Origin of the sequence: Desulfobacula phenolica (assembly GCF_900105645.1) — a bacterium.
Classification (GTDB): Bacteria; Desulfobacterota; Desulfobacteria; order Desulfobacterales; family Desulfobacteraceae; genus Desulfobacula; species Desulfobacula toluolica.
In genome coordinates this window covers 297,932-316,393 of sequence record NZ_FNLL01000003.1, presented here as the reverse complement: position 1 = coordinate 316,393, position 18,462 = coordinate 297,932, and the positions used below count along the sequence as shown (strand labels likewise).

Below are 18,462 nucleotides of genomic sequence, written 5' to 3'. Positions count from 1 at the left end.
AATGTGCCACACGGGCACTATCCTCCTCAGAAGGTCAAGGTCAAAAACATAACAACCACCGATCAGGTGAAAATTTTACTTTTACCTGATGGCCATCGGCGTTTGGGGGAACTTTGTCATAGGGAATAATAAGTGATCCACAGACGACTTCACTGCCTTCTCCTCCAGCATAGCCGGCGTAAACAAATGATATTTTTTCTTTCTTATTTATTAAATATTTGACGTCTTCAATTGAAATTCTTAGTCCTTTCGGATGTTTTGGCCACTTCTGCCACCATTTTTCTTCTGCGGTTGAAAAATAAGGAAATATAAAAAAAAGAAACAGTACTATAAATAAATACTTTACTTTCATAAAAACTCCTTACGATTCATATTATTTCCGGCAAACAGTTGATGCATGATGCAATAAAATCGATATCCGACAATTTCATGTCATGATTTATTGGAAGACAAATCAAACCGGGTGCTTTATCTTCCGTATTTTTCAAATATGGTTGAGATGAAACTAACAACCGTTTGTTTTGATGCATGGGAATGTAAGCGCTATGGGCTTCAATGCCTCTACTATTGAGAAATATGAGTACTTTAGAAATAACAACATCAATTATAGCGTGTTTTGGAATTAGCTTTTCAAGATTAATGATATATTTGACAAATATATTCTCACCTGTAAAATGATTATTTGTTTTAAACCAGGATTGCTCAGACAACAATTTTGTCAGCCTTATACCCAATTGTTTTCTTTTGCTTATTATTGATGGCAATTTATCTAACTGGCATTTTATAATGGACAGGTCCATCAAATCGATATTGCAGGGGGTACTCTCACTGGTAAAAGTCTTAAAAAACTCAGCTAAAGACTGTGGTTTTTTTTTGCCATATATGGAGTGCTGATTTATTTTGGAAATTAGTGGCAAAGAAAATTTTCTCATTTTGAATTTAATGATACTTTTCAATCCTCTTATTAAAGGTATTCGCCTGTGATTTAAAATTTCTATTTTTTTAATTTTTTCATAAATCATATCATCATTTAATAATAAAGCACCACCCCGGGTTGCTGTTATGCTTTTAAATGGACCAAAACTTAATATCCCGATATCTCCAAAAGTTCCTATATATCTATCATTAATTTTTGCACCAACAGATTGAGCGGCATCATCAATAACAGGAATGCCCCTCGAACATGCTATGGTTTGAATCTCTTTAATCCGTGCTACTTTCCCAAACAGGTGTGGTACAATTATTACAGAGGTTTTATCGCAAATATTTTGTTTAACACTTTCAGGAGATATATTATAATCATCATCAATATCGACATAACGAGGCGTTGCTCCCATAAAAACTATTGGGGCAACAACGTTTTGGCAAACAAAAGACGGGACAATCACTTCATCTCCCTTATTAACGCCTAACCCCATCAAAGCAAGAGTAATTGCTTGTCTTCCCAGATCAGTAAAAAAACAATATTTCATTCCAAAAGACTGTTTTATTAAAAGCTCATATTTTTTTTTTGCGCTATTATTTGTAAAAATGCCATATTTTATAATATTTAAAAATTCTTTATTATTCCATAAGGGAATACCCATTGGGATGATATTTTTTTTTTTCATTTTATCATTTAAATCAAGCTTGTTATGAGGTGTTAAGTTCCTGTTCTCGAATCGCTGACCGTTCCAGACAGACGGTCATACCTACCAGCCACCAGATGGCTTCAGAATAGAGTCGCTCGGTAAACATTCCTGCGACCAGCCCCATAATCAGTGCTATTTCAATTATAAATGCCTCTAATTCATAATGGTTCATAAATTCATTATTTTTACCAAAAGTTCGCAGTTGTTTTAGCTTTTTAAACACCATCAGCAAGATAAACAAAAAAACAAGAAAACCCTGGACGCCAAGGTCAGAGTAGCAACGGACAAATGTGTTATGAGGACTTAATCCAGCCTGATCAGGCACATATTGTCCGATAAAATCTTGAAATCGACCGACACCTACTCCCAGAGGATAATCGCTTAACATTTTTAATGATCCCCCCCAAAGTTCCAGTCTACCTGAAGCTGACGCCTCCATATCGGTTATATTGAGTTCAATTGTTCCCATTCGCATCCAAAAACCAGGATCTGTAAGGGAAAAGGCACCTATTAATCCGACCATCCCCAATACTAAAATCTTCTTACGATATTTTCGGGGGGCCCGCATAAATCCATACACAATTCCGAATAAAATAGCTAAAAAAGCGCCGCGAGTTCTCGACATTATTATAGCATTTATTAAAAAAACACCGGAAACAAATGACAAGCCTTTACTTGCCCAATGTTTTGAAAGGAGCAATGTACCTGCAATAAAGGGCAACGTCATCACCAAATGATGAGCAAAGGAGCTTGAGCCTGAAAAATCCCCCCCCCCGATATTATCTAACCTGGCACCCAAAAACATGTCTTCGCCTCCTGAAAAAGCCATGTATCCAAAATAAAGACCGGATAGGACCCACATCCATCGAATGACACAGTAATGCTCGATCCAGGTCACCACTCGCATCATGCAAAAAAGCACAACAAAACTTTTCGTTACTTTATCCAGAATATAGACACTGTAGTCAGTCATACCATATCCCAGCAAAGGAGAAATCCATACCAGGCAAAGAAACAGTATCAATCCCCATTCAATGGAGGAGATTCTCCATCGCGTAAAATTGAGTTTTTGACTGTGAATAAAAGTGGAGAGAATAAAAACAATGCCTGGTATCATTGAGGTTCGAACCCCCATGTCGATCACTTCTTGATACCACCAACTGTGTTTGGATGCTGTAAAAAAAACGAACATATAAGTGAGCAACCCCACAACAGGATAAAAAAAGGATGCAACGCTTCCGCCCAAAAGAGTAATCAAATAAAAAATTGTTTTTATAGCCATAATTTTTCAAATTAAACTGTTGATAATATCTGAATTAAAAAGAAAAGCCCGCTGTTAAAATTGGAAATATATAAAAGGGGCATCACGACCGAGTTCTAAAATTGAAAACGCTGCAAAAATAGCTAATCCTATAGCAAACACTTTTTTTCGCGGAAAAGGGACATCTATATCTCGCCGTTCCAGATAATGCACAAAATAACCAGCCGGAATAAAGAAATAAAGCTGCCAAGAAATCAAAATAGATAATTGAGACCCAAAACCTGCCATGGCAGATAAAAACCCCCACCCCTGATCCATTGTTGGGAGCCGAAAAAAAACCCACCCGATAATCACACCAAGGTTTAGCATCAAGATAGCGATCCATTTGGGAATTTTCCGCAGGACTGCATTGGGAGTGATCCGATGAATGCACAGCATGAATCCATGCCAAAATCCCCAGAATACAAACGTCCATGATGCACCATGCCATAGCCCGCCTATAAGCATTGTCACCATAAGATTTTGCAAGGTGCAAATTTTTCCTTTTCTATTTCCACCCATTAGAATATACACATAATCACGAAGCCAAGTGGAAAGGGTTATATGCCATCTTCGCCAAAACTCAGCAGGGTTGGCAGATGTGTAAGGGGCTCTGAAATTCTCAGGAAACTTAAATCCGAGACAATGGCCCATACCAATAGCCATGTCTGAATAACCTGAAAAATCAAAATAAATTTGAAGCGTATATCCCAAAATAGACGCCCAGGCCAGCCCCATACTCACATCAACTCCTGCTGCAAAGGAGGGATCAATAAGAATCCCCAATTGATCTGCAAAAAAAACCTTTTTAATTAACCCTCTGAAAAACAACTCAAGCCCGGAATTGAAATCTATTTCATCATCCAAATGCTCAATTCGTCCAAGCTGGGAATCAATGTCTTTAAACCGTATTATAGGACCTGCAACAAGCTGGGGAAACATGCTGACAAATCCGGCAAATTTAATCAGGTTTGGGCAGTAATTACACTTTTTATGATAAAGATCAATCGTGTAACTCATGGCCTGAAAAGTAAAAAAACTGATCCCAACCGGCAAAATAATGGAAGACAAAAAATCATTGTATCGTGTCTTTGCAACACCATTAAAAAGAACCTCTGCGTATGAGCCCAGCCAGGGCAGATATTTAAAAAAAAACAGTGGAGTAATGCTTAAAACAACTGCCATTATGACCACCATTTTTTGTAAATCCGGCGATTTGGAATGATTTATTTTTCTGCCTGCAGTCCAGTTTACAACCGATATAAAGGCCATCAAGGTCGTGAATCGATAGTCCCACCAAGCATAAAACGTATAACTTGCAATTAAAAGCAACCACATTCGCAGCCGTCTCTTCCCTTTGAGCAGCTTCCAAAACAGCAGAAAAACTGGGAAAAACCAAAATATAAAGGAATATGAATTAAAGATCATTTATGACCTTGTTTGAAATTATTTTTTCTATAATAAGGGTGGTTTGCTTTGTGGGATGGACACCATCAAAAAATTGAAGTTCAGATCCTTTAAACTTCCCTGGCCGAAAATCAATCAAACGCCACCCATAAAGCTTTTTCAATTTCATCATCTCTTGATCAAGCTTTTGGTTACTCTTTATAAAAGCATCAATATTAATCATTTCGTTCCAAAAACCCCTTGAGTACCCAGGATAAAAAGCCACAACAGCAATACTATTTTTTTTTGCATAATCTGCAAATCGATAAAGATACCTTAACCGATCTGCATCAATGGCGACTGCACCGGAATATAATTTTTTATACTGCCTTAACCTAGCGGTCATAGAGTCTTTTTTTTTCTTTATTATTTCAAGCAAATAACCAGTTAAACCGGATGAACTTATTTGTTTTATGTCAGTAATTGCTCCCTTTGGATCAAAATGATCCATCAAAAAGCCAAAAATAATTTTGCAACTGTTTTTTGAAGTGGTAAAGGAAAGTAAAGAGGCAACCTCATCTACATATCCTGGTTGCTTGAAAAAAGCTTGAATTATGGATATGTTTTTTTTCTCCAGATAACGTCCAAGACGTTTGTTTTTTATTAACATAGGATCAATTGGATGTGTGCTTAAAAAAAGATCTGGTTCGAGTCCTATAACTGCAAACCGTAAAGGAAAGCTAAGAGATTCCACTGAATACCTGAGAATACAATAATGATCTTCAATAGCGCCGGCAAACAGAGCAGCATTAACTCCTATAGACTCTTTGCCGAAATTTGGTTTTAAAGACATGCTTCTTGAGCTACCGAACAACATTACGTCAGGTTTGTTCCACTGGTTTCGCAACATTTTTTCAACCCGCGTTCTTGAATCAATTCGCTGGGCTTTTAAGATATCAGTTCCATGCCAACCATAAGGATCAATCAAATAATTAGTAAGTCCCACACAGATCAATATACCGAATAAAACAAATAGGAAAATATACCAATCGGCTCCACGTAAATCCAAAATATCTTCCAAATCCCGGCTCGAATTAATATATTTATCCGTCCGGCATATTTTTTCAATTGAATCATTCACAGTTTCTGCAATACTCCCAAAATCCATCCGCGCAAAAAAGCAAGGCAATTAAAACGACAAACCATTCGGTCATAGGCGGTTCCGATGAGAAACACAAAAGGATTAAACATCAGATAGGCTGGATATTGTCCTAAAAATTCAATTTCTTTAATCTCAAATCCCGTGCCTGAGGCAAGATCCTGGATATCCCTACGGGTGTTGGCTTTGTAATAGGCTGGAAAGGTATCATCCTCATTGCGACCCTCGGTCATTTTTACTATAAGGGGATGAAATCTATTGGGAATAAGCTTTGAAAAAATACTGGCATAATCATAAAGATTAGGCGTAAGAAAAATAAAATAACCGCCCGGTTTTAATATCCGGTTAATCTCATTAAATATGTCTTCAGGAGTCTTAATATGCTCCATCACACTTCTTGATATCACCATATCAAGACAGGCATCGCAAAGCCCTATGGCCGAAAGGTCATTGATTATAAATTTCACCGATGGATTGGCATTACACGGATTAAGATATGTGATGTCAGCCCCGACGGCGATATCGCAGGCGGCTGCGATATCGCTGATCACGGGTGCATCATGTCCGCATCCGGCATCAAGGACTTTTGCACCGTTAGGCAGTCTGTTCACAATTTCTTCTAAATAAATTTTATAAGGGTGTGATTTTTTTCCATAGAACCGCTTGTTTAATTTTGACGTCAATGATCCCATAAATCAATGTCCTGCCGATTGTTTAAGAAGCACCCTGGTGTATCTGAAAATTTTTATAATTTTCTTTTAATATCTCACTTGCATTTCTTAAATTAAATTCATTTTTACAAGCATTTAATGAATTCCGACAATAATCATGAGCATTATGCTGTGATATTTTTTTAAACGCGTCAATCAATACAGACGTCGAATAACCATCAACCATGATACCGCATTTTTTTTTTCTGACAATTTTCCCTATCTCACCGAAATCACCTGTAACAATAATCTTTCCGGCCGCAAGTCCCTCAAACAGTTTATTGGGAGCGCTGAATTCGGCATTGGGATTTTTGGGATCAAATCCGTAAAATATTATGTCGGAGAGTGCCGTATAAAAAGGCACTTTATCCGGCTTCACATACCCAAGGTAAACAATGTTTTTACATTCAGAAGCCGCTTTCTCTGCAAGGGCTCTGCATGGACCGTCACCGCCCAGAACTAAAAACATATCCGGCATTTGCCTGACAGCCTCAATCAATTGAGGAACTTGTCTTTCCAACCCCAAATTGGCAATAAATGCTATGACCTTCTGATTTTCTTTGATACCAAGTGTTTTGTAAGCTTGTTCTTTTTGTGCCGTGCTGAATTTGAATTTTTCAGGATCCTGCCAGTTTCCGACAACACAAGTTTTTTTGGCCCCTCTGGTTTCCAAATACTGCCGAAGTTTTTCACCAACGGTAATGACCAGATCAACCTTATTTAACAGGTGGTTTTCAACCTTAAAAATTATATTTTTAAGCCACACCGGATGATGGTACAACATATCAACATAACTTTCATGCGAATCATAAATAAGGTTTACACTTTTAAATTTAGCCAATATATATCCCAACGGCAGTGTATCAAAGTCATGGGCATGGACATAATTGATTTTTTTCCTGATTCCACAAAGGAATGCTTTAATCCAGAAGACAAGAAGAAAGCCTATCTGGGTAACACCTCGCCCATGGGTTGATTTCACATAAATTCTTTCAATGCGAACACCATCAATTGTTTCACCGGCAGGTGATTTAAAATCACGATCCCAGCATAAAACAGTAACGTCATACCCCGCAGTAACCAGTGCAGTCGCTTCCCTGTGTACCCTGGGATCCGGGTCAAAAGCATTTGACAGGAGCATTAGGATTTTATTATTATTTGCGACTTTCATATATCTGTTCTTTCAGGAAGCAAGACAAATTATTTATTAAAAATCTTTAGCATGATATCAATAATTTTTTCAGCAGCATGCCCATCTCCATAACAATCGGACTTACTATTATTGCCCGAGACATCTTCATTTAAAAATTCTGAAAAGGGCGCAGACTGCTTATCGGATTCTGCCATAACAGAATATGCCCTTAATATTTTTTCCGAATCCGCACCCGTGAGGATGTTCCATCCGGCCTGGACGGTTTCAACCCATTCCGTCTCATCCCGCAAGGTAATACAGGGAACACCCAGTAAAAAAGCTTCTTTTTGAACGCCGCCGGAATCCGTAAATACTGCTTTCGCATTTTTTTCAAGCATGAGCATGTCCAGATAACCAACCGGATCTATGATTCGAATATTTGAATCCGGGCCAGGGGTTTTTATTTTATAAGACAATTCAAGATCGTTAATGTATTTTTTTGTTCGAGGATGCATGGGAAATATAATTTTTTCACCTTGCGAAACCATTTTATCAAACGCAACCAATACCTGTTTTAACTTTTCAGGGTCATCCGTGTTTTCAGCCCGGTGGAGCGTTGCAAGCAGGTAATCCCCGGAATCAATAGCCTTATCCATCAATATTTTTGATTTTTGTTCAGCCAGTTTTACATTAAAGAGAATGGAATCATACATAACATCCCCCACCAGAAAAACATGCTGACGGTTAAAATTATATATCAGGTTTATTTTCTCTTCAGACCCGATACCATCCTTTGCCAAATTTTCCACTGCCGTTATTGTTGGACAAAAAAGAAAATTTGAAATTTCATCGGTTACGATTCTGTTTATTTCCTCAGGCATCAAACGGTTATGGCTTCTAAGCCCGGATTCCACATGTACGGATGGTATATGAAGTTTAACTGCTGCAAGAGACGCTGCAAGTGTGGAATTTGTATCACCGTAAACGATTATAAAATCAGGTTTTTCTTGTATGAGGACGTTTTCAACTTCAGCCATCATCCGCCCTGTTTGCTCACCATGGGAACCTGATCCAATATTCAAATTATAATCCGGTTCAGGAATTTTAAGTTCACTAAAAAATATGCCTGACATATTTTCATCATAGTGCTGTCCCGTGTGAATAATAATTTCTATTATTTTTTCAGACAAAGGCAGAGAATCGTTTTTTTTTATAATCGCTCTTGACACTGCCGCCGCTTTAATGAATTGAGGTCGCGCTCCAATAATTGTCGCTATCTTTATCATATTAACGCCTTTGTTATTACACCGGCAATGTGATGTATTTGTTCATACGTCAAATATGGATGCATGGGCAAACTGAATATTTTATTTGACAATTCTTCTGAAACGGGAAAATCCCCCGGTTTATAGCCAAGAGATGCAAACGCCGTTTGAAGATGAAGCGGTTTTGGATAATACACGGCTGTTGGAATATTATTTTTTTTCAAAGCATTCCGTAAAACATCCCTGGCATCGGATCGGATGGAATACTGCGCCCACACACTGGTGCTGCCTTTCGGAACGGTTTGAATGTCTACCTTATTCAACAATAAGGCAGAATAAAGATCAGCAACTTTTTTTCGATTCCGTATCTCTTCTGTAAAAATTTTCAATTTTTCCAGAAGGATGGCTGCCTGTATTGTGTCAAGACGCCCATTGATTCCAATTCGGATATTATCATATTTCTCAGTTCCCCTGCCATGAACACGAATCGACTTTATCACTTCAGCAAACCCGTCATCACTGGTAAAAACCGCACCGCCGTCACCATAACATCCCAGGGGTTTTGCCGGAAAAAAACTGGTTGCCGCCACATCGCTGAGGTTGCATGCTTTTTTCCCATTATACTCCGATCCAAAACTCTGGGCAGCGTCTTCAAGCACCGGAAGTCCTGCTTTTTCTGCAATGGAATTGATTTTTACATAATCTGCGGGAAGACCAAAAATATCCACGGGTATTATTGCCCCGGGATTGAGACGAGATCTCTTTTTGTCATTTGATGGGAGCGGGTACACGTTGGAATCACCTGAAAGAACGGCTTCTATCGCTTTTGTAAGGGATGAAGGATTCATATTAAAGGTTATTGGATCAATATCGACAAACACAGGGGTTGCTCCAAGAAAAGCGATGACTTCCGCTGTTGCCATAAAAGAAAACGGGGTTGTAAATACGGCATCCCCCTTTCCAATGCCCCTGGCCATCAGAACCATTAATAAAGCATCGGTGCCGCTGGAACATGAAATTACATGTTTTGCTCCGGTAAAATCAGAGAGTTTTTGCTCCAATTCAATGACTTCCGGCCCCATGATATAATTCCCATGTAAAAGCACATCCGTTATTCTTTTTTGAAGCTGCGGCAGAATCCTTTTCTGCTGAGCGGCAAGGTCGATAAATTGCATTTCCGGCTTGGTGGTATCCAATCTTTTATCCCTTATTTTTTAAATTCCGTGTATGATATTTTGCCAATGGACAACTCATCGGGTAAGGCCTCGTACTCGTCAATATCCATGCAAAACATTTGACCGGTGGCCTTTTTTTTATATTTAAGACTGCTTTCAGGACAGACATAAATTCCGTCTTTATCAGGATTCAAAAGTTTTTGGCCGTGACGGCTCATCCACCCCTTATGTTTTGCAGGAACACCCTTCACAAAGGCATAATCCGGGATGTTTTTCGACACAACGGCTCCGGCTGCAACAAATGCATATTTCCCTATGGTGACCGAACATACAATGGTTGCATTTGCCCCAATTGTCGCCCCCTGTTTTATCAATGTCTTTTCATATAATTGATTCCTCCGAATCTGGGACCTTGGATTCAAAACATTGGTAAGCACACACGAAGGGCCTAAAAAAACATCGTCTTCTATAATTGTCCCTTCGTAAACCGACACATTATTCTGAATTTTTACATTATCACCGATAATAACACCGCCGGAAATACACACATTTTGACCAATATTGCATCGACTGCCGATAACCGCCCCGGAAAGAACATGTGAAAAATGCCAGATTTTAGTATCTTTTCCAATTCTGACATGTTCATCAACATAGGATGATTCATGAACAAAATAATTTACCGATTTAATATTTTTCATTAGTTCAGATTGCCTGCGATAAATGGATGAATATTTTGACTGATTGATTTGACAGGGCTCATACCTCTTAATTCCGATACAAATTTCAACGATGGCCTTGCATCTTCAATTCCGAATCCTTTTCCTTCAAGAATGTCTTTATAGACCATGGTGTGAAGGTCTGCAAATCCGCCTGAAAATTCTATTTCTTCACCGTCAATGGTTATGAAGCGGAAAGTGGGTTTCCCTTCTTTTACAACTTCAACTGGCAAATCATTTTTATCTATAGACAAAAACCATCTGACCCGGGCATTTTCCAGTTCAATATATCCACTCATCTTTTTTTCATTGCACAAATGTATTTCAGACGATTGAACATCTCCGAAAAGCCAGATCAGCATATCAAAAAAATGGATGCCGATATTTGTGGCAATACCGCCGGACTGATTGAGAACACCCTTCCAGGAGTTAAAATACCAATTCCCCCTGGAAGTAATATATGAAAGATCAATCAAGTATTTCCCTTTTTTGTTTTCTTCTTGTATCTTGTTTCGTAATGCGACAATGGACGGGTGAAGTCTTAATTGCAAAACATTGAATATTTTTTTTCCGGTTTCATTTTCAATCTCGGAAAGCGCATCTATATTCCAGGGATTTAACACCAACGGCTTTTCACAGATAGCATCCGCACCGATTCTTAAAGCAAATCTGATATGTGCATCATGAAGATAATTAGGTGAACAAATGCTCACATAATGAATCCGGTTATCTTCTCCAAGCCTTTTAAGCTTTTCTGCATGTCGATCAAATCTCTCGAATTCGGTAAAAAAAGCAACGTCATATGAATAATTATCCAGTATGCCGACAGAATCACTTTTATCCAAAGCCGCAATCAAATTGTTGCCTGTCTCTTTTATTGCTTTAAAATGCTTTGGTGCAACATATCCGGCTGCTCCGATTAAAGCAAAATTATTCAAAGGTCTCTTTTCTGACATAGGATATCTCCCTACATGCATTTAAAAAAATCATTTTCAAGCTTTAATCCGCATATCAACTTTCCCCTCATAAGCACTATCAACAATGAATTTTAGAATTCCTTGATCAGAAGTTGTTATCATTTTTGTTTTTTTGCCACGAATTTTAACGCCGACACTGGATAAAGGCGGCATGTCAAAAAGGAGATGATCTGTCGCTGAATCAGATTTGATATCGTATTAAACATGTTTGATTTTATAGTCTTTTAAAAATAATACGACTCTATTTTTTTTATATGAAAATCTTCAAAAATCCAAACAGTGACTTTCATTTTTTGTTGTGGGCAAATATGAGCTAAAGACCAAGCCTGCCCGTGGCAGTTTTATATGAATCCCGGAAAGAAAAGCAGATGTTATGGTTTAAAATTTCAACTCAGATTCATGTTCATTTCTGCCGGGTTTCAGGAGAACTATAAACTCGTTCATCCGTTCTTTTCAAACAGACTGAATTTCAAGGTGCCACATTCCAGAATCAAACCACGGTTGATCACTTTCACCTTCAACCATGTTTTAACTATTCAGAAAAGTTAAAAAAAATTTAAAATTCACCACTAATTATCAAAAAATCCATTAAGATTTTTTCCCCAGTTGTAATTTTGAACAACAAAAATTGATGCTGAATTACCAAGTTCTTTTATCCTGTCGGTGTTATTCATAACGCTGATAATTTTTCGAGCAAATTTCAAAGGATCATCTTCGATTTCAACCACCTGTTTTACTTTGGGATTGATACCTTGAACAGCCGGGGTTGTTGATATTACAGCCTTCCCCATTGCCATTGCCTCAAGAACTTTGTTTTGAACGCCCCTTGCAATGCGAAGCGGAATAATACAAAGGTCAGCGGCTTTATAATATTCTCTGATGTCTTTAACAAAGCCGGTAACAATGATAGAAGTGTCTTTTTCAAGTGCTTTTACCCGTGGATCAGGATTGCTGCCTACAATATAGAAATTAACATCTGGTATCTTTTTTTTTATTTCAGGCAAAATTTCTTTTGCAAACCAGGTGACTCCGTCAATATTTGCATAGTAGTCCATGGCCCCTGAAAAAACCAACATCGGTGAAGAAAAAAATTGTGATATTTCTGTTTTTTCAGAATCAAAATACTGATAATCAACACCATTGGAAACGACCTGAATGTTTTTTGCACCGGGGTAATGTTTTATAAAAAGCACTGCTTCTTTATGGGATACAAAAACAGATTTATCAAATGCTTTGTTGATCTTTATTTCAAACTGTAACAGCCTTGAAGCCTCTTTTTTATAAATTTTATTTAAAGGAAATGCTGTTTTTTGAGCATATAGATTCCATTTTTCAGAATCAAGATCGCAAAAATCCATGATCAAATTTTTAGCAATATCCTTGATTTTTTTTTGAGCCCTGAACACATATTCTGCCATGGGTGATGAAAAACAGATAAGGTCATCATATGGTTTCGAACGGGTCCATTTGTCAAATGTACTCTGAAATTCTCGTTTATAAAAATACCCCTGGGATATGCTTTGGCCGAATAACAGGCTGAAAAAACCTTTTATTTTTCCAGATATTTTATTTAATGGAAAAACCATTACCTGCCTGCAATATTCTTTTAGATTTTCAGCATATCTTAGATCTTCAGGATCATCGGCAAGAGTTAAAAGATCAATGGTATGATTTTTTGAAAAATATTTTATTTCATTAAAAGACCGTATTTTATCCCCTTTGTTGGGTGGATACGGTATCCTGTGACAAAGGTATAGGATATTTTTTTTCATGCAAGATCCCTGGAAATGAAGGGACCTATGATTTTTGTAAAACTATGAGGCATTTTCTGCCAAACTTTGATCTTTTTCTGATACTTGGGATTAGCTGGACTCAGATTTGGCAGATTCTCCGCTTTTGCAATATGGTACTGATAGGCAAGGGGTTCAGGTTTGAATCCCCAGTGTTTTTTAAAATGGAATGAGCCGGTATCTTCTTTGCTCCTGCCATAGTCAAAAACCCTGCAGCCTTTATCAACAGCCAACTTCATAAGCTCCCAGTACATAAAATCGTTGGACCCAAGCTGTCGGAATGAAAAATCAGACCCAGCGTAGTACGGAAGCATTTGGTCTTTAAACAAAAAAAATAAAACCGCTGCAGCAAGTTCACCTTTATCTGTTTTTATAACAAGAATATTTGTGCTTTCTTTAAATTCCGCTAAAAAATTTTTGAACAACTGTTTTGAAAATATAGGTGTTCCAAGCCTGTGATAATTCAATGACAGTATGTTATAAAATTCAGGTAAAAGATGATGGCCGGTTTCAGAAAAAAGACCTTTTTTAATGGCATTTTTCACCATAGCCCTTGATTTTCTGGGTATGGCTTTTAAATTTTCATCATGATCTGAAGATATTTCTTTTCTAAAATTATAATAGAGGAATTTTGTTCTAAGACCTTGGATTTCTTTTCTGTTTCTGATTTCAAGATATTGACCGTTATACAATTCTTTGATTTTTAAAGCTTCTTTTATAAGTGACTGTTCAATCTCAATGCTGTCAGCAAGGACCCCTCCAATTTCAGCAAAAGGAATTGAGATAAAATAATGACCAAATAAAAAACTTTTAATTTCAAATATTGGAAATATGCCACAGATTTTGCCTTGCTGCTCACCAATTAAATAAAAATTTCTATGCCCAAAGGATTTTTCAATGACTGACTTCCAGGCGGTGAGATGAAAGACACTACCGGAAGGATGATTTAAAACATAGTTATCCCAATTTTTAAAATCACTTCTGTCAGTTATTCTGATATTTAATATCATTTTAAGTGGTTGTAATTTATATAATCCATACAAGTTACAAATTTATGTCTGGAAAAATACTCTACGAGTTTTCTAAACTTTCTTTCGGTTTTATGAAGGTTTATATAGTGCCGGAACTTAAATCCCCAGGCAGCCTTTTCAACTCTGGGTTGAGAAATGTCAAATTCCCAGGGATGTGCGTAGAAAACAAAAGCATTATCCTTTTTCAAAACCTCTTTCATACCGATCTTGAAAAAACAAAAGGGGAACAGCCGGAAATACCCGCCACCGCCCAAAGGTAAAATTTTATGTTTAAGTTTCATATTACTGACGGGCAGTTCGAAAAAATTATTATTGATCTTGTAACAGGCATCTTTTTTTTCGGCACGACTCAGATCAATGGTTCCATACCTTCCATGGCCTGAAAAAGAGTTAAAGCTTGAATCATATGTATAACCTGCTTTTTCAATTGCATTTAAAATTTCATTGGTAACGGCAAAACTCGGTGCCCTGAATCCAAAAATCGTATTGCCGATTATCTTTTCAAGAATATTTTTACTCTCTTTCAAATCCCTGAACAGGTTCTTCCCGGTTAAGTTTTTACACAACGAATGGTCAAAGCCGTGTGATGCGATTTCATGACCCCTTTTATGAATCTGCCGAACCAGGCCGGGCAGTTTTTGTGCGATCCAACCCAGGATAAAAAAGGTGGCTTTTGGCTTAAAAGGAAAGGAATCGAGAAGATCAAGTATTTTTAAAATGTTTTTTTCTACCCGCAGATCAAGAGAATCCCAGGTTGAAAATTCAATATATTCTTTAAAATTTTCAACCTGGAACCAGTCTTCAACATCAAATGTTAAAAGAATTAATTTTTTCTCTGCCGATGCCATGGTATTCAAATCCAGCCTCTCTTACTTCCTCGGGATCATATTGATTTCGTCCGTCAAATATGATCAATTCTTTCATGGTATTTGCCATCAGCTTAAAATCAGGCTGCCGGAAAGTTTTCCATTCCGTGATCAGAAGTAACGCATCTGAATGTTCAACAGCTTTGTATTGATTGACTTCAAATTTCAATATTACCCTTTTATTTTTTCAAGTTTCATTTCAACGGTAAAAACAATATATACCAATATTAAAGCAGCAAAAAACATAATAAGCCCTGACATGTCATGGAGAAACCCATGGGCGGTTTCAGGCCCGATCCATGCTGCCATCGCTCCGGTGATGGAAAGCCTGATAACATTCACTGCAACAGCAATGGGGACGGCTGAAAAAAAAAGTATCCATTTTTTAATGCTACCAAATGGTGCAAGAAATGCAAACGCTCCCGTGAGTGCAAGAAGCGAGGTCAAGGACCGTATTCCTGAGCAGGCGTCCACAACTTCAAGGGATGTGTTTGCAAGATGAAGGATATTGCCTTCACGGAAGACCGGAATACCAAGCAGAGTGATGGTTTGAGAAGCTATATTTGCAGAAAACAATTGAAGGGGAAAGGCGATCTTATTCCATATTAGGGCGGGTATGGGGATCATCAAAATCAAATAGGCCAAAGGAATCATAACTTTGCGAAACATTTTAAACCCAAAGTAGTATATAATGATGCCGGTCAGGGTTATGATCATGGAAAACCGCATTAAAAAAAGTTCGGCGCCCACATTACCTGCAATATGAATCAGCATACCAAGGATAATGATAAAAACTCCTGTTGTTGATGACTCATGGGATACCTTTAAAATTTCATGCTGTTTATACCAGACCATATACAAGGCAACAAAGGGAATTAAAAACCCATGGGAAAAATTTGGATCAACAGACCAGTCTGAAATAAGTTTTTCAATGGCCTTGTGATAAAGAAAAAAGAAAACCAGGATAAGTGGCAACACCTGGAATAATAACTGTTTTTTAATATTCAATGTCATAAGAAATCTTTTTACACATTATGATTTTAAAGTCAGGAAGGTATGTATTCATCAAGAAAAGGATAAACCTTCTTTGTAAATTCTTTTAATACCTTAATAGTTTCTCCCTCATCTACAGTCACGGGAGAAATAAGGCGAACAAAAGAGCCGTCTGTTCTCTGTTTTGTGACCGAATCAATAACCAGCCAGATTTTCTGCATATACTCGGAATAAATAATCCGCCCCCTTGACTGGAACCAGTATAAAACGACCTGTTGTTCTTTTCCCTTTTGGAGCAACAGCTTTATGGTCTTGATCTTCTTTCCTGTATCAGCCATTGCAACTGTTTCAATGGTAGTGTCCATAATTTTCCAGCCCGCACCTGGCATGCAGTTTTTGGGGGAATGAATAATATCCCCTTGTTTCTGGCTTTGATAAAACCCGACGTAAAGACTCACTGTTTCCCCGGAATTTTTCCTATAATCTGCCAGGATATAGTCTTCCAAACCTAGGATGTTGTAAACCTTCCGGTCAAGTTCACTGGTATTACCTTTCCAATGACCGATTTCCAAAGGAAATTCACTAAAAGGTCTGTTGGGCAAAATTCGTTCAGAATGCCCTGCAAAACCGGTTAATGCTGCTGTGACAAGCATTATGATGATGATTGTGATGGTTCTCTGGTATGTCATAATTGAGTATTAATTTCTTATCTCTAATTTTCGTTTTATTTGGGCAAGAAAATCAGAAAGCCTATTGTTTTCCGGTCAAAAGAACAATGAATTTTCATTATCCCATTTTCACAGTTATTTTTTATTATTCCGGTTTTAAAATTTAAATTAAAAAGCATACAATTTTGATATGTCATTATTATCCTTAATTATAAATTTCATTTTCCAGGGACTGTCTTGATGATTCAGGCGTTGGCCAAACAGGCTGTGACGGAATAAATCTGACTGAAAATATGACCTTATTTTCCGTATAATCACCTCTCTGGCTTGTATTTGTATCAAAATCGGTATGGGCATAGGAAAGATTAAGTCGCAGCCATTGAAGCGGTGACCAGGAAAGTCCGCCGCCAAGAGTTATTATATTGTCTGTTCTGTCGATGTCTGATTCAGGAAATTCATCCCGCTGATAGGAACCGAAAAGGTTTGAAGACAATCTTTTTTGCATCTGGTAATTTAATTTTAAACCCGCCTTGTAGTAAAGGTTATACCCAAGGCTTGCAGCGTCATCGCCGGCTTCACTGTAACCGCTGGAACCGGTTATGGACAGTGATCCTCTTTTGCTGAAATGAAATATCTTATAGGCATCCATTTCAAAAAAGAGATCATTGGAATCATCATTATCGTTATCCCATTCAGAAAACAAAATCCCGATCCCAAGAGAAATATGTGAATCTGTGCCTGTTTCCCAGTCAAACCCCACGGACGGATGGTAAATGTGATGGTCCCCTGAATCTCTCTGGGAATAAGAGTGCCGATATTTCAAATAGCCGTCAAACAGTTCTGAAAATTTTCTAAGATAACGGATATGGCCAGTATAGGTTTCAATATCATCAAAAGACTCATCAAAATCCGTATTTCTATAAGCAATCTGTGAATCAAGCCCGTTTAAGGGTGTAATCCAATAGGTTATGAATCCGGAAGGATTGTATCTGGTGTATCCGTCGGCATTAGAATTTTTATAGTCGTCAAGCTCATATGAAAAATTCAAACCCATGCGGTCTTTTTTACCGAATTGATTGGTGATACCGACAGTTGCTCTATTCAATTCATGCTCATTATATGTTCCTGTTCTTAACTGCTGGTCAAAACTTTTGGAATAAAAATGGGAATAATCAAGATTTGTATTTTGTGTAAACTGGGTGTCCCCGTATATGGCAGCCGTGTTTTCCCAAGTTTCACCGGATTCTTTGTCATCTTTGGTGGTATAAGCCAGTCGGGCATTAATATTCGTATATTTAGACGGATTAAATTCTCCGTCAAGTGATACATAATGCTCAAATCCATCCCTGTCATCCAGATTTTTATAATCCCTGTATTCAGGGTTATACCCCAGGTAAAGATTGATTTTCTTATAAAGAAACCCTGCGGAAAACCCTAAACCATAGGAGGTAATGTACTCTTCCTGAGTGTTGTTTTCCGTTTGAAAATAATTATCGTTGTATTCCTCGGTTATGGTCAATGTCGGAATGAGCTGGGTAACAGTACGCGAAAATGCAAAAGAATATGAAAAAAATAAAATCAACAGGGTTGATGTCCATATTACAATCCATTTTTGACCATATTTTTTTTTCCCCATTTAACCCTCCTGAATGTTTTGTATCAT

The 18,462-nt window shown here is 37.6% G+C and carries 18 protein-coding genes; all 18 read right to left on the bottom strand.

What is annotated here, in order from left to right; translation table 11 throughout:
• Window positions 1-40 precede the first annotated feature (40 nt).
• The 18 genes from BLT94_RS06365 to BLT94_RS06275 all read right to left on the bottom strand — a co-directional run bounded on the left by BLT94_RS06365 (window position 41) and on the right by BLT94_RS06275 (window position 18,435).
• Window positions 41-352, bottom strand: coding sequence for a hypothetical protein (locus BLT94_RS06365; protein WP_092231708.1), 312 nt, complete (start codon window positions 350-352; stop codon window positions 41-43).
• A 16-nt stretch (window positions 353-368) separates the two neighbouring features.
• Complete coding sequence (locus tag BLT94_RS06360) at window positions 369-1,610, bottom strand: aminotransferase class V-fold PLP-dependent enzyme (protein WP_092231705.1); 1,242 nt, start codon at window positions 1,608-1,610, stop codon at window positions 369-371.
• Between the two features lie 22 nt (window positions 1,611-1,632).
• On the bottom strand, window positions 1,633-2,913 hold the full coding sequence (locus BLT94_RS06355) for an O-antigen ligase family protein (protein ID WP_092231702.1): 1,281 nt from the start codon (window positions 2,911-2,913) through the stop codon (window positions 1,633-1,635).
• Window positions 2,914-2,967: 54 nt separating this feature from the next.
• Window positions 2,968-4,269, bottom strand: a complete 1,302-nt coding sequence (locus BLT94_RS06350; protein ID WP_175530288.1) for an MBOAT family O-acyltransferase — start codon at window positions 4,267-4,269, stop codon at window positions 2,968-2,970.
• A gap of 79 nt (window positions 4,270-4,348) precedes the next feature.
• Window positions 4,349-5,398 carry a hypothetical protein gene (locus BLT94_RS06345; RefSeq protein ID WP_139168992.1) on the bottom strand — a complete coding sequence of 350 codons (1,050 nt, stop codon included), beginning with the start codon at window positions 5,396-5,398 and terminating at the stop codon, window positions 4,349-4,351.
• A 56-nt stretch (window positions 5,399-5,454) separates the two neighbouring features.
• Complete coding sequence (locus BLT94_RS06340; RefSeq protein ID WP_092231694.1) at window positions 5,455-6,168, bottom strand: class I SAM-dependent methyltransferase; 714 nt, start codon at window positions 6,166-6,168, stop codon at window positions 5,455-5,457.
• Window positions 6,169-6,190: 22 nt separating this feature from the next.
• Entirely contained in the window at window positions 6,191-7,357 is a 1,167-nt protein-coding gene (locus tag BLT94_RS06335; RefSeq protein WP_092231691.1) for a glycosyltransferase family 4 protein, read from the bottom strand.
• Between the two features lie 29 nt (window positions 7,358-7,386).
• On the bottom strand, window positions 7,387-8,604 hold the full coding sequence (gene wecB, locus BLT94_RS06330) for a non-hydrolyzing UDP-N-acetylglucosamine 2-epimerase (protein ID WP_245742988.1): 1,218 nt from the start codon (window positions 8,602-8,604) through the stop codon (window positions 7,387-7,389).
• Window positions 8,601-9,779, bottom strand: coding sequence for a DegT/DnrJ/EryC1/StrS family aminotransferase (locus tag BLT94_RS06325; RefSeq protein ID WP_281243353.1), 1,179 nt, complete (start codon window positions 9,777-9,779; stop codon window positions 8,601-8,603). The genes wecB and BLT94_RS06325 overlap by 4 nt, the downstream gene beginning before the upstream one ends.
• Before the next feature lie 11 nt (window positions 9,780-9,790).
• Window positions 9,791-10,456: an acyltransferase gene (locus tag BLT94_RS06320; protein WP_092231687.1), complete on the bottom strand. Its 666-nt coding sequence runs from the start codon at window positions 10,454-10,456 to the stop codon at window positions 9,791-9,793.
• Window positions 10,456-11,430 (bottom strand): Gfo/Idh/MocA family oxidoreductase, encoded by a 975-nt coding sequence (locus BLT94_RS06315; protein ID WP_217641231.1) that lies wholly within the window; start codon window positions 11,428-11,430, stop codon window positions 10,456-10,458. Before BLT94_RS06315 ends, BLT94_RS06320 begins: the two co-directional genes overlap by 1 nt.
• Window positions 11,431-12,020: 590 nt before the next feature.
• The gene (locus BLT94_RS06305; RefSeq protein ID WP_092231679.1) at window positions 12,021-13,223 is read right to left on the bottom strand and encodes a TIGR03087 family PEP-CTERM/XrtA system glycosyltransferase; all 1,203 of its coding nucleotides are present in this window, start codon (window positions 13,221-13,223) and stop codon (window positions 12,021-12,023) included.
• Window positions 13,220-14,251 (bottom strand): FemAB family XrtA/PEP-CTERM system-associated protein, encoded by a 1,032-nt coding sequence (locus BLT94_RS06300; protein WP_092231676.1) that lies wholly within the window; start codon window positions 14,249-14,251, stop codon window positions 13,220-13,222. The genes BLT94_RS06305 and BLT94_RS06300 overlap by 4 nt, the downstream gene beginning before the upstream one ends.
• Window positions 14,248-15,120, bottom strand: a complete 873-nt coding sequence (locus tag BLT94_RS06295) for an XrtA system polysaccharide deacetylase (RefSeq protein WP_092231674.1) — start codon at window positions 15,118-15,120, stop codon at window positions 14,248-14,250. Before BLT94_RS06295 ends, BLT94_RS06300 begins: the two co-directional genes overlap by 4 nt.
• Window positions 15,080-15,307 (bottom strand): UDP binding domain-containing protein, encoded by a 228-nt coding sequence (locus tag BLT94_RS06290; RefSeq protein WP_245742986.1) that lies wholly within the window; start codon window positions 15,305-15,307, stop codon window positions 15,080-15,082. The genes BLT94_RS06295 and BLT94_RS06290 overlap by 41 nt, the downstream gene beginning before the upstream one ends.
• A 2-nt stretch (window positions 15,308-15,309) precedes the next feature.
• Complete coding sequence (locus BLT94_RS06285; protein WP_092231669.1) at window positions 15,310-16,152, bottom strand: exosortase/archaeosortase family protein; 843 nt, start codon at window positions 16,150-16,152, stop codon at window positions 15,310-15,312.
• 32 nt (window positions 16,153-16,184) lie between these two features.
• Window positions 16,185-16,820, bottom strand: a complete 636-nt coding sequence (locus BLT94_RS06280) for an exosortase C-terminal domain/associated protein EpsI (protein WP_092231666.1) — start codon at window positions 16,818-16,820, stop codon at window positions 16,185-16,187.
• Between the two features lie 184 nt (window positions 16,821-17,004).
• On the bottom strand, window positions 17,005-18,435 hold the full coding sequence (locus BLT94_RS06275) for an outer membrane beta-barrel protein (RefSeq protein WP_092231663.1): 1,431 nt from the start codon (window positions 18,433-18,435) through the stop codon (window positions 17,005-17,007).
• Between the last annotated feature and the right edge of the window lie 27 nt (window positions 18,436-18,462).

What these genes read in the sequence shown, in the direction of transcription:
- BLT94_RS06365 (WP_092231708.1), bottom strand. Translation starts at nt 352, where the DNA reads ATGAAAGTAAAGTATTTATTTATAGTACTGTTTCTTTTTTTTATATTT.
- BLT94_RS06360 (WP_092231705.1), bottom strand. Translation starts at nt 1,610, where the DNA reads ATGAAAAAAAAAAATATCATCCCAATGGGTATTCCCTTATGGAATAAT.
- BLT94_RS06355 (WP_092231702.1), bottom strand. Translation starts at nt 2,913, where the DNA reads ATGGCTATAAAAACAATTTTTTATTTGATTACTCTTTTGGGCGGAAGC.
- BLT94_RS06350 (WP_175530288.1), bottom strand. Translation starts at nt 4,269, where the DNA reads ATGTGGTTGCTTTTAATTGCAAGTTATACGTTTTATGCTTGGTGGGAC.
- BLT94_RS06340 (WP_092231694.1), bottom strand. Translation starts at nt 6,168, where the DNA reads ATGGGATCATTGACGTCAAAATTAAACAAGCGGTTCTATGGAAAAAAA.
- BLT94_RS06335 (WP_092231691.1), bottom strand. Translation starts at nt 7,357, where the DNA reads ATGAAAGTCGCAAATAATAATAAAATCCTAATGCTCCTGTCAAATGCT.
- wecB (WP_245742988.1), bottom strand. Translation starts at nt 8,604, where the DNA reads ATGATAAAGATAGCGACAATTATTGGAGCGCGACCTCAATTCATTAAA.
- BLT94_RS06320 (WP_092231687.1), bottom strand. Translation starts at nt 10,456, where the DNA reads ATGAAAAATATTAAATCGGTAAATTATTTTGTTCATGAATCATCCTAT.
- BLT94_RS06315 (WP_217641231.1), bottom strand. Translation starts at nt 11,430, where the DNA reads ATGTCAGAAAAGAGACCTTTGAATAATTTTGCTTTAATCGGAGCAGCC.
- BLT94_RS06305 (WP_092231679.1), bottom strand. Translation starts at nt 13,223, where the DNA reads ATGAAAAAAAATATCCTATACCTTTGTCACAGGATACCGTATCCACCC.
- BLT94_RS06300 (WP_092231676.1), bottom strand. Translation starts at nt 14,251, where the DNA reads ATGATATTAAATATCAGAATAACTGACAGAAGTGATTTTAAAAATTGG.
- BLT94_RS06295 (WP_092231674.1), bottom strand. Translation starts at nt 15,120, where the DNA reads ATGGCATCGGCAGAGAAAAAATTAATTCTTTTAACATTTGATGTTGAA.
- BLT94_RS06285 (WP_092231669.1), bottom strand. Translation starts at nt 16,152, where the DNA reads ATGACATTGAATATTAAAAAACAGTTATTATTCCAGGTGTTGCCACTT.
- BLT94_RS06280 (WP_092231666.1), bottom strand. Translation starts at nt 16,820, where the DNA reads ATGACATACCAGAGAACCATCACAATCATCATCATAATGCTTGTCACA.
- BLT94_RS06275 (WP_092231663.1), bottom strand. Translation starts at nt 18,435, where the DNA reads ATGGGGAAAAAAAAATATGGTCAAAAATGGATTGTAATATGGACATCA.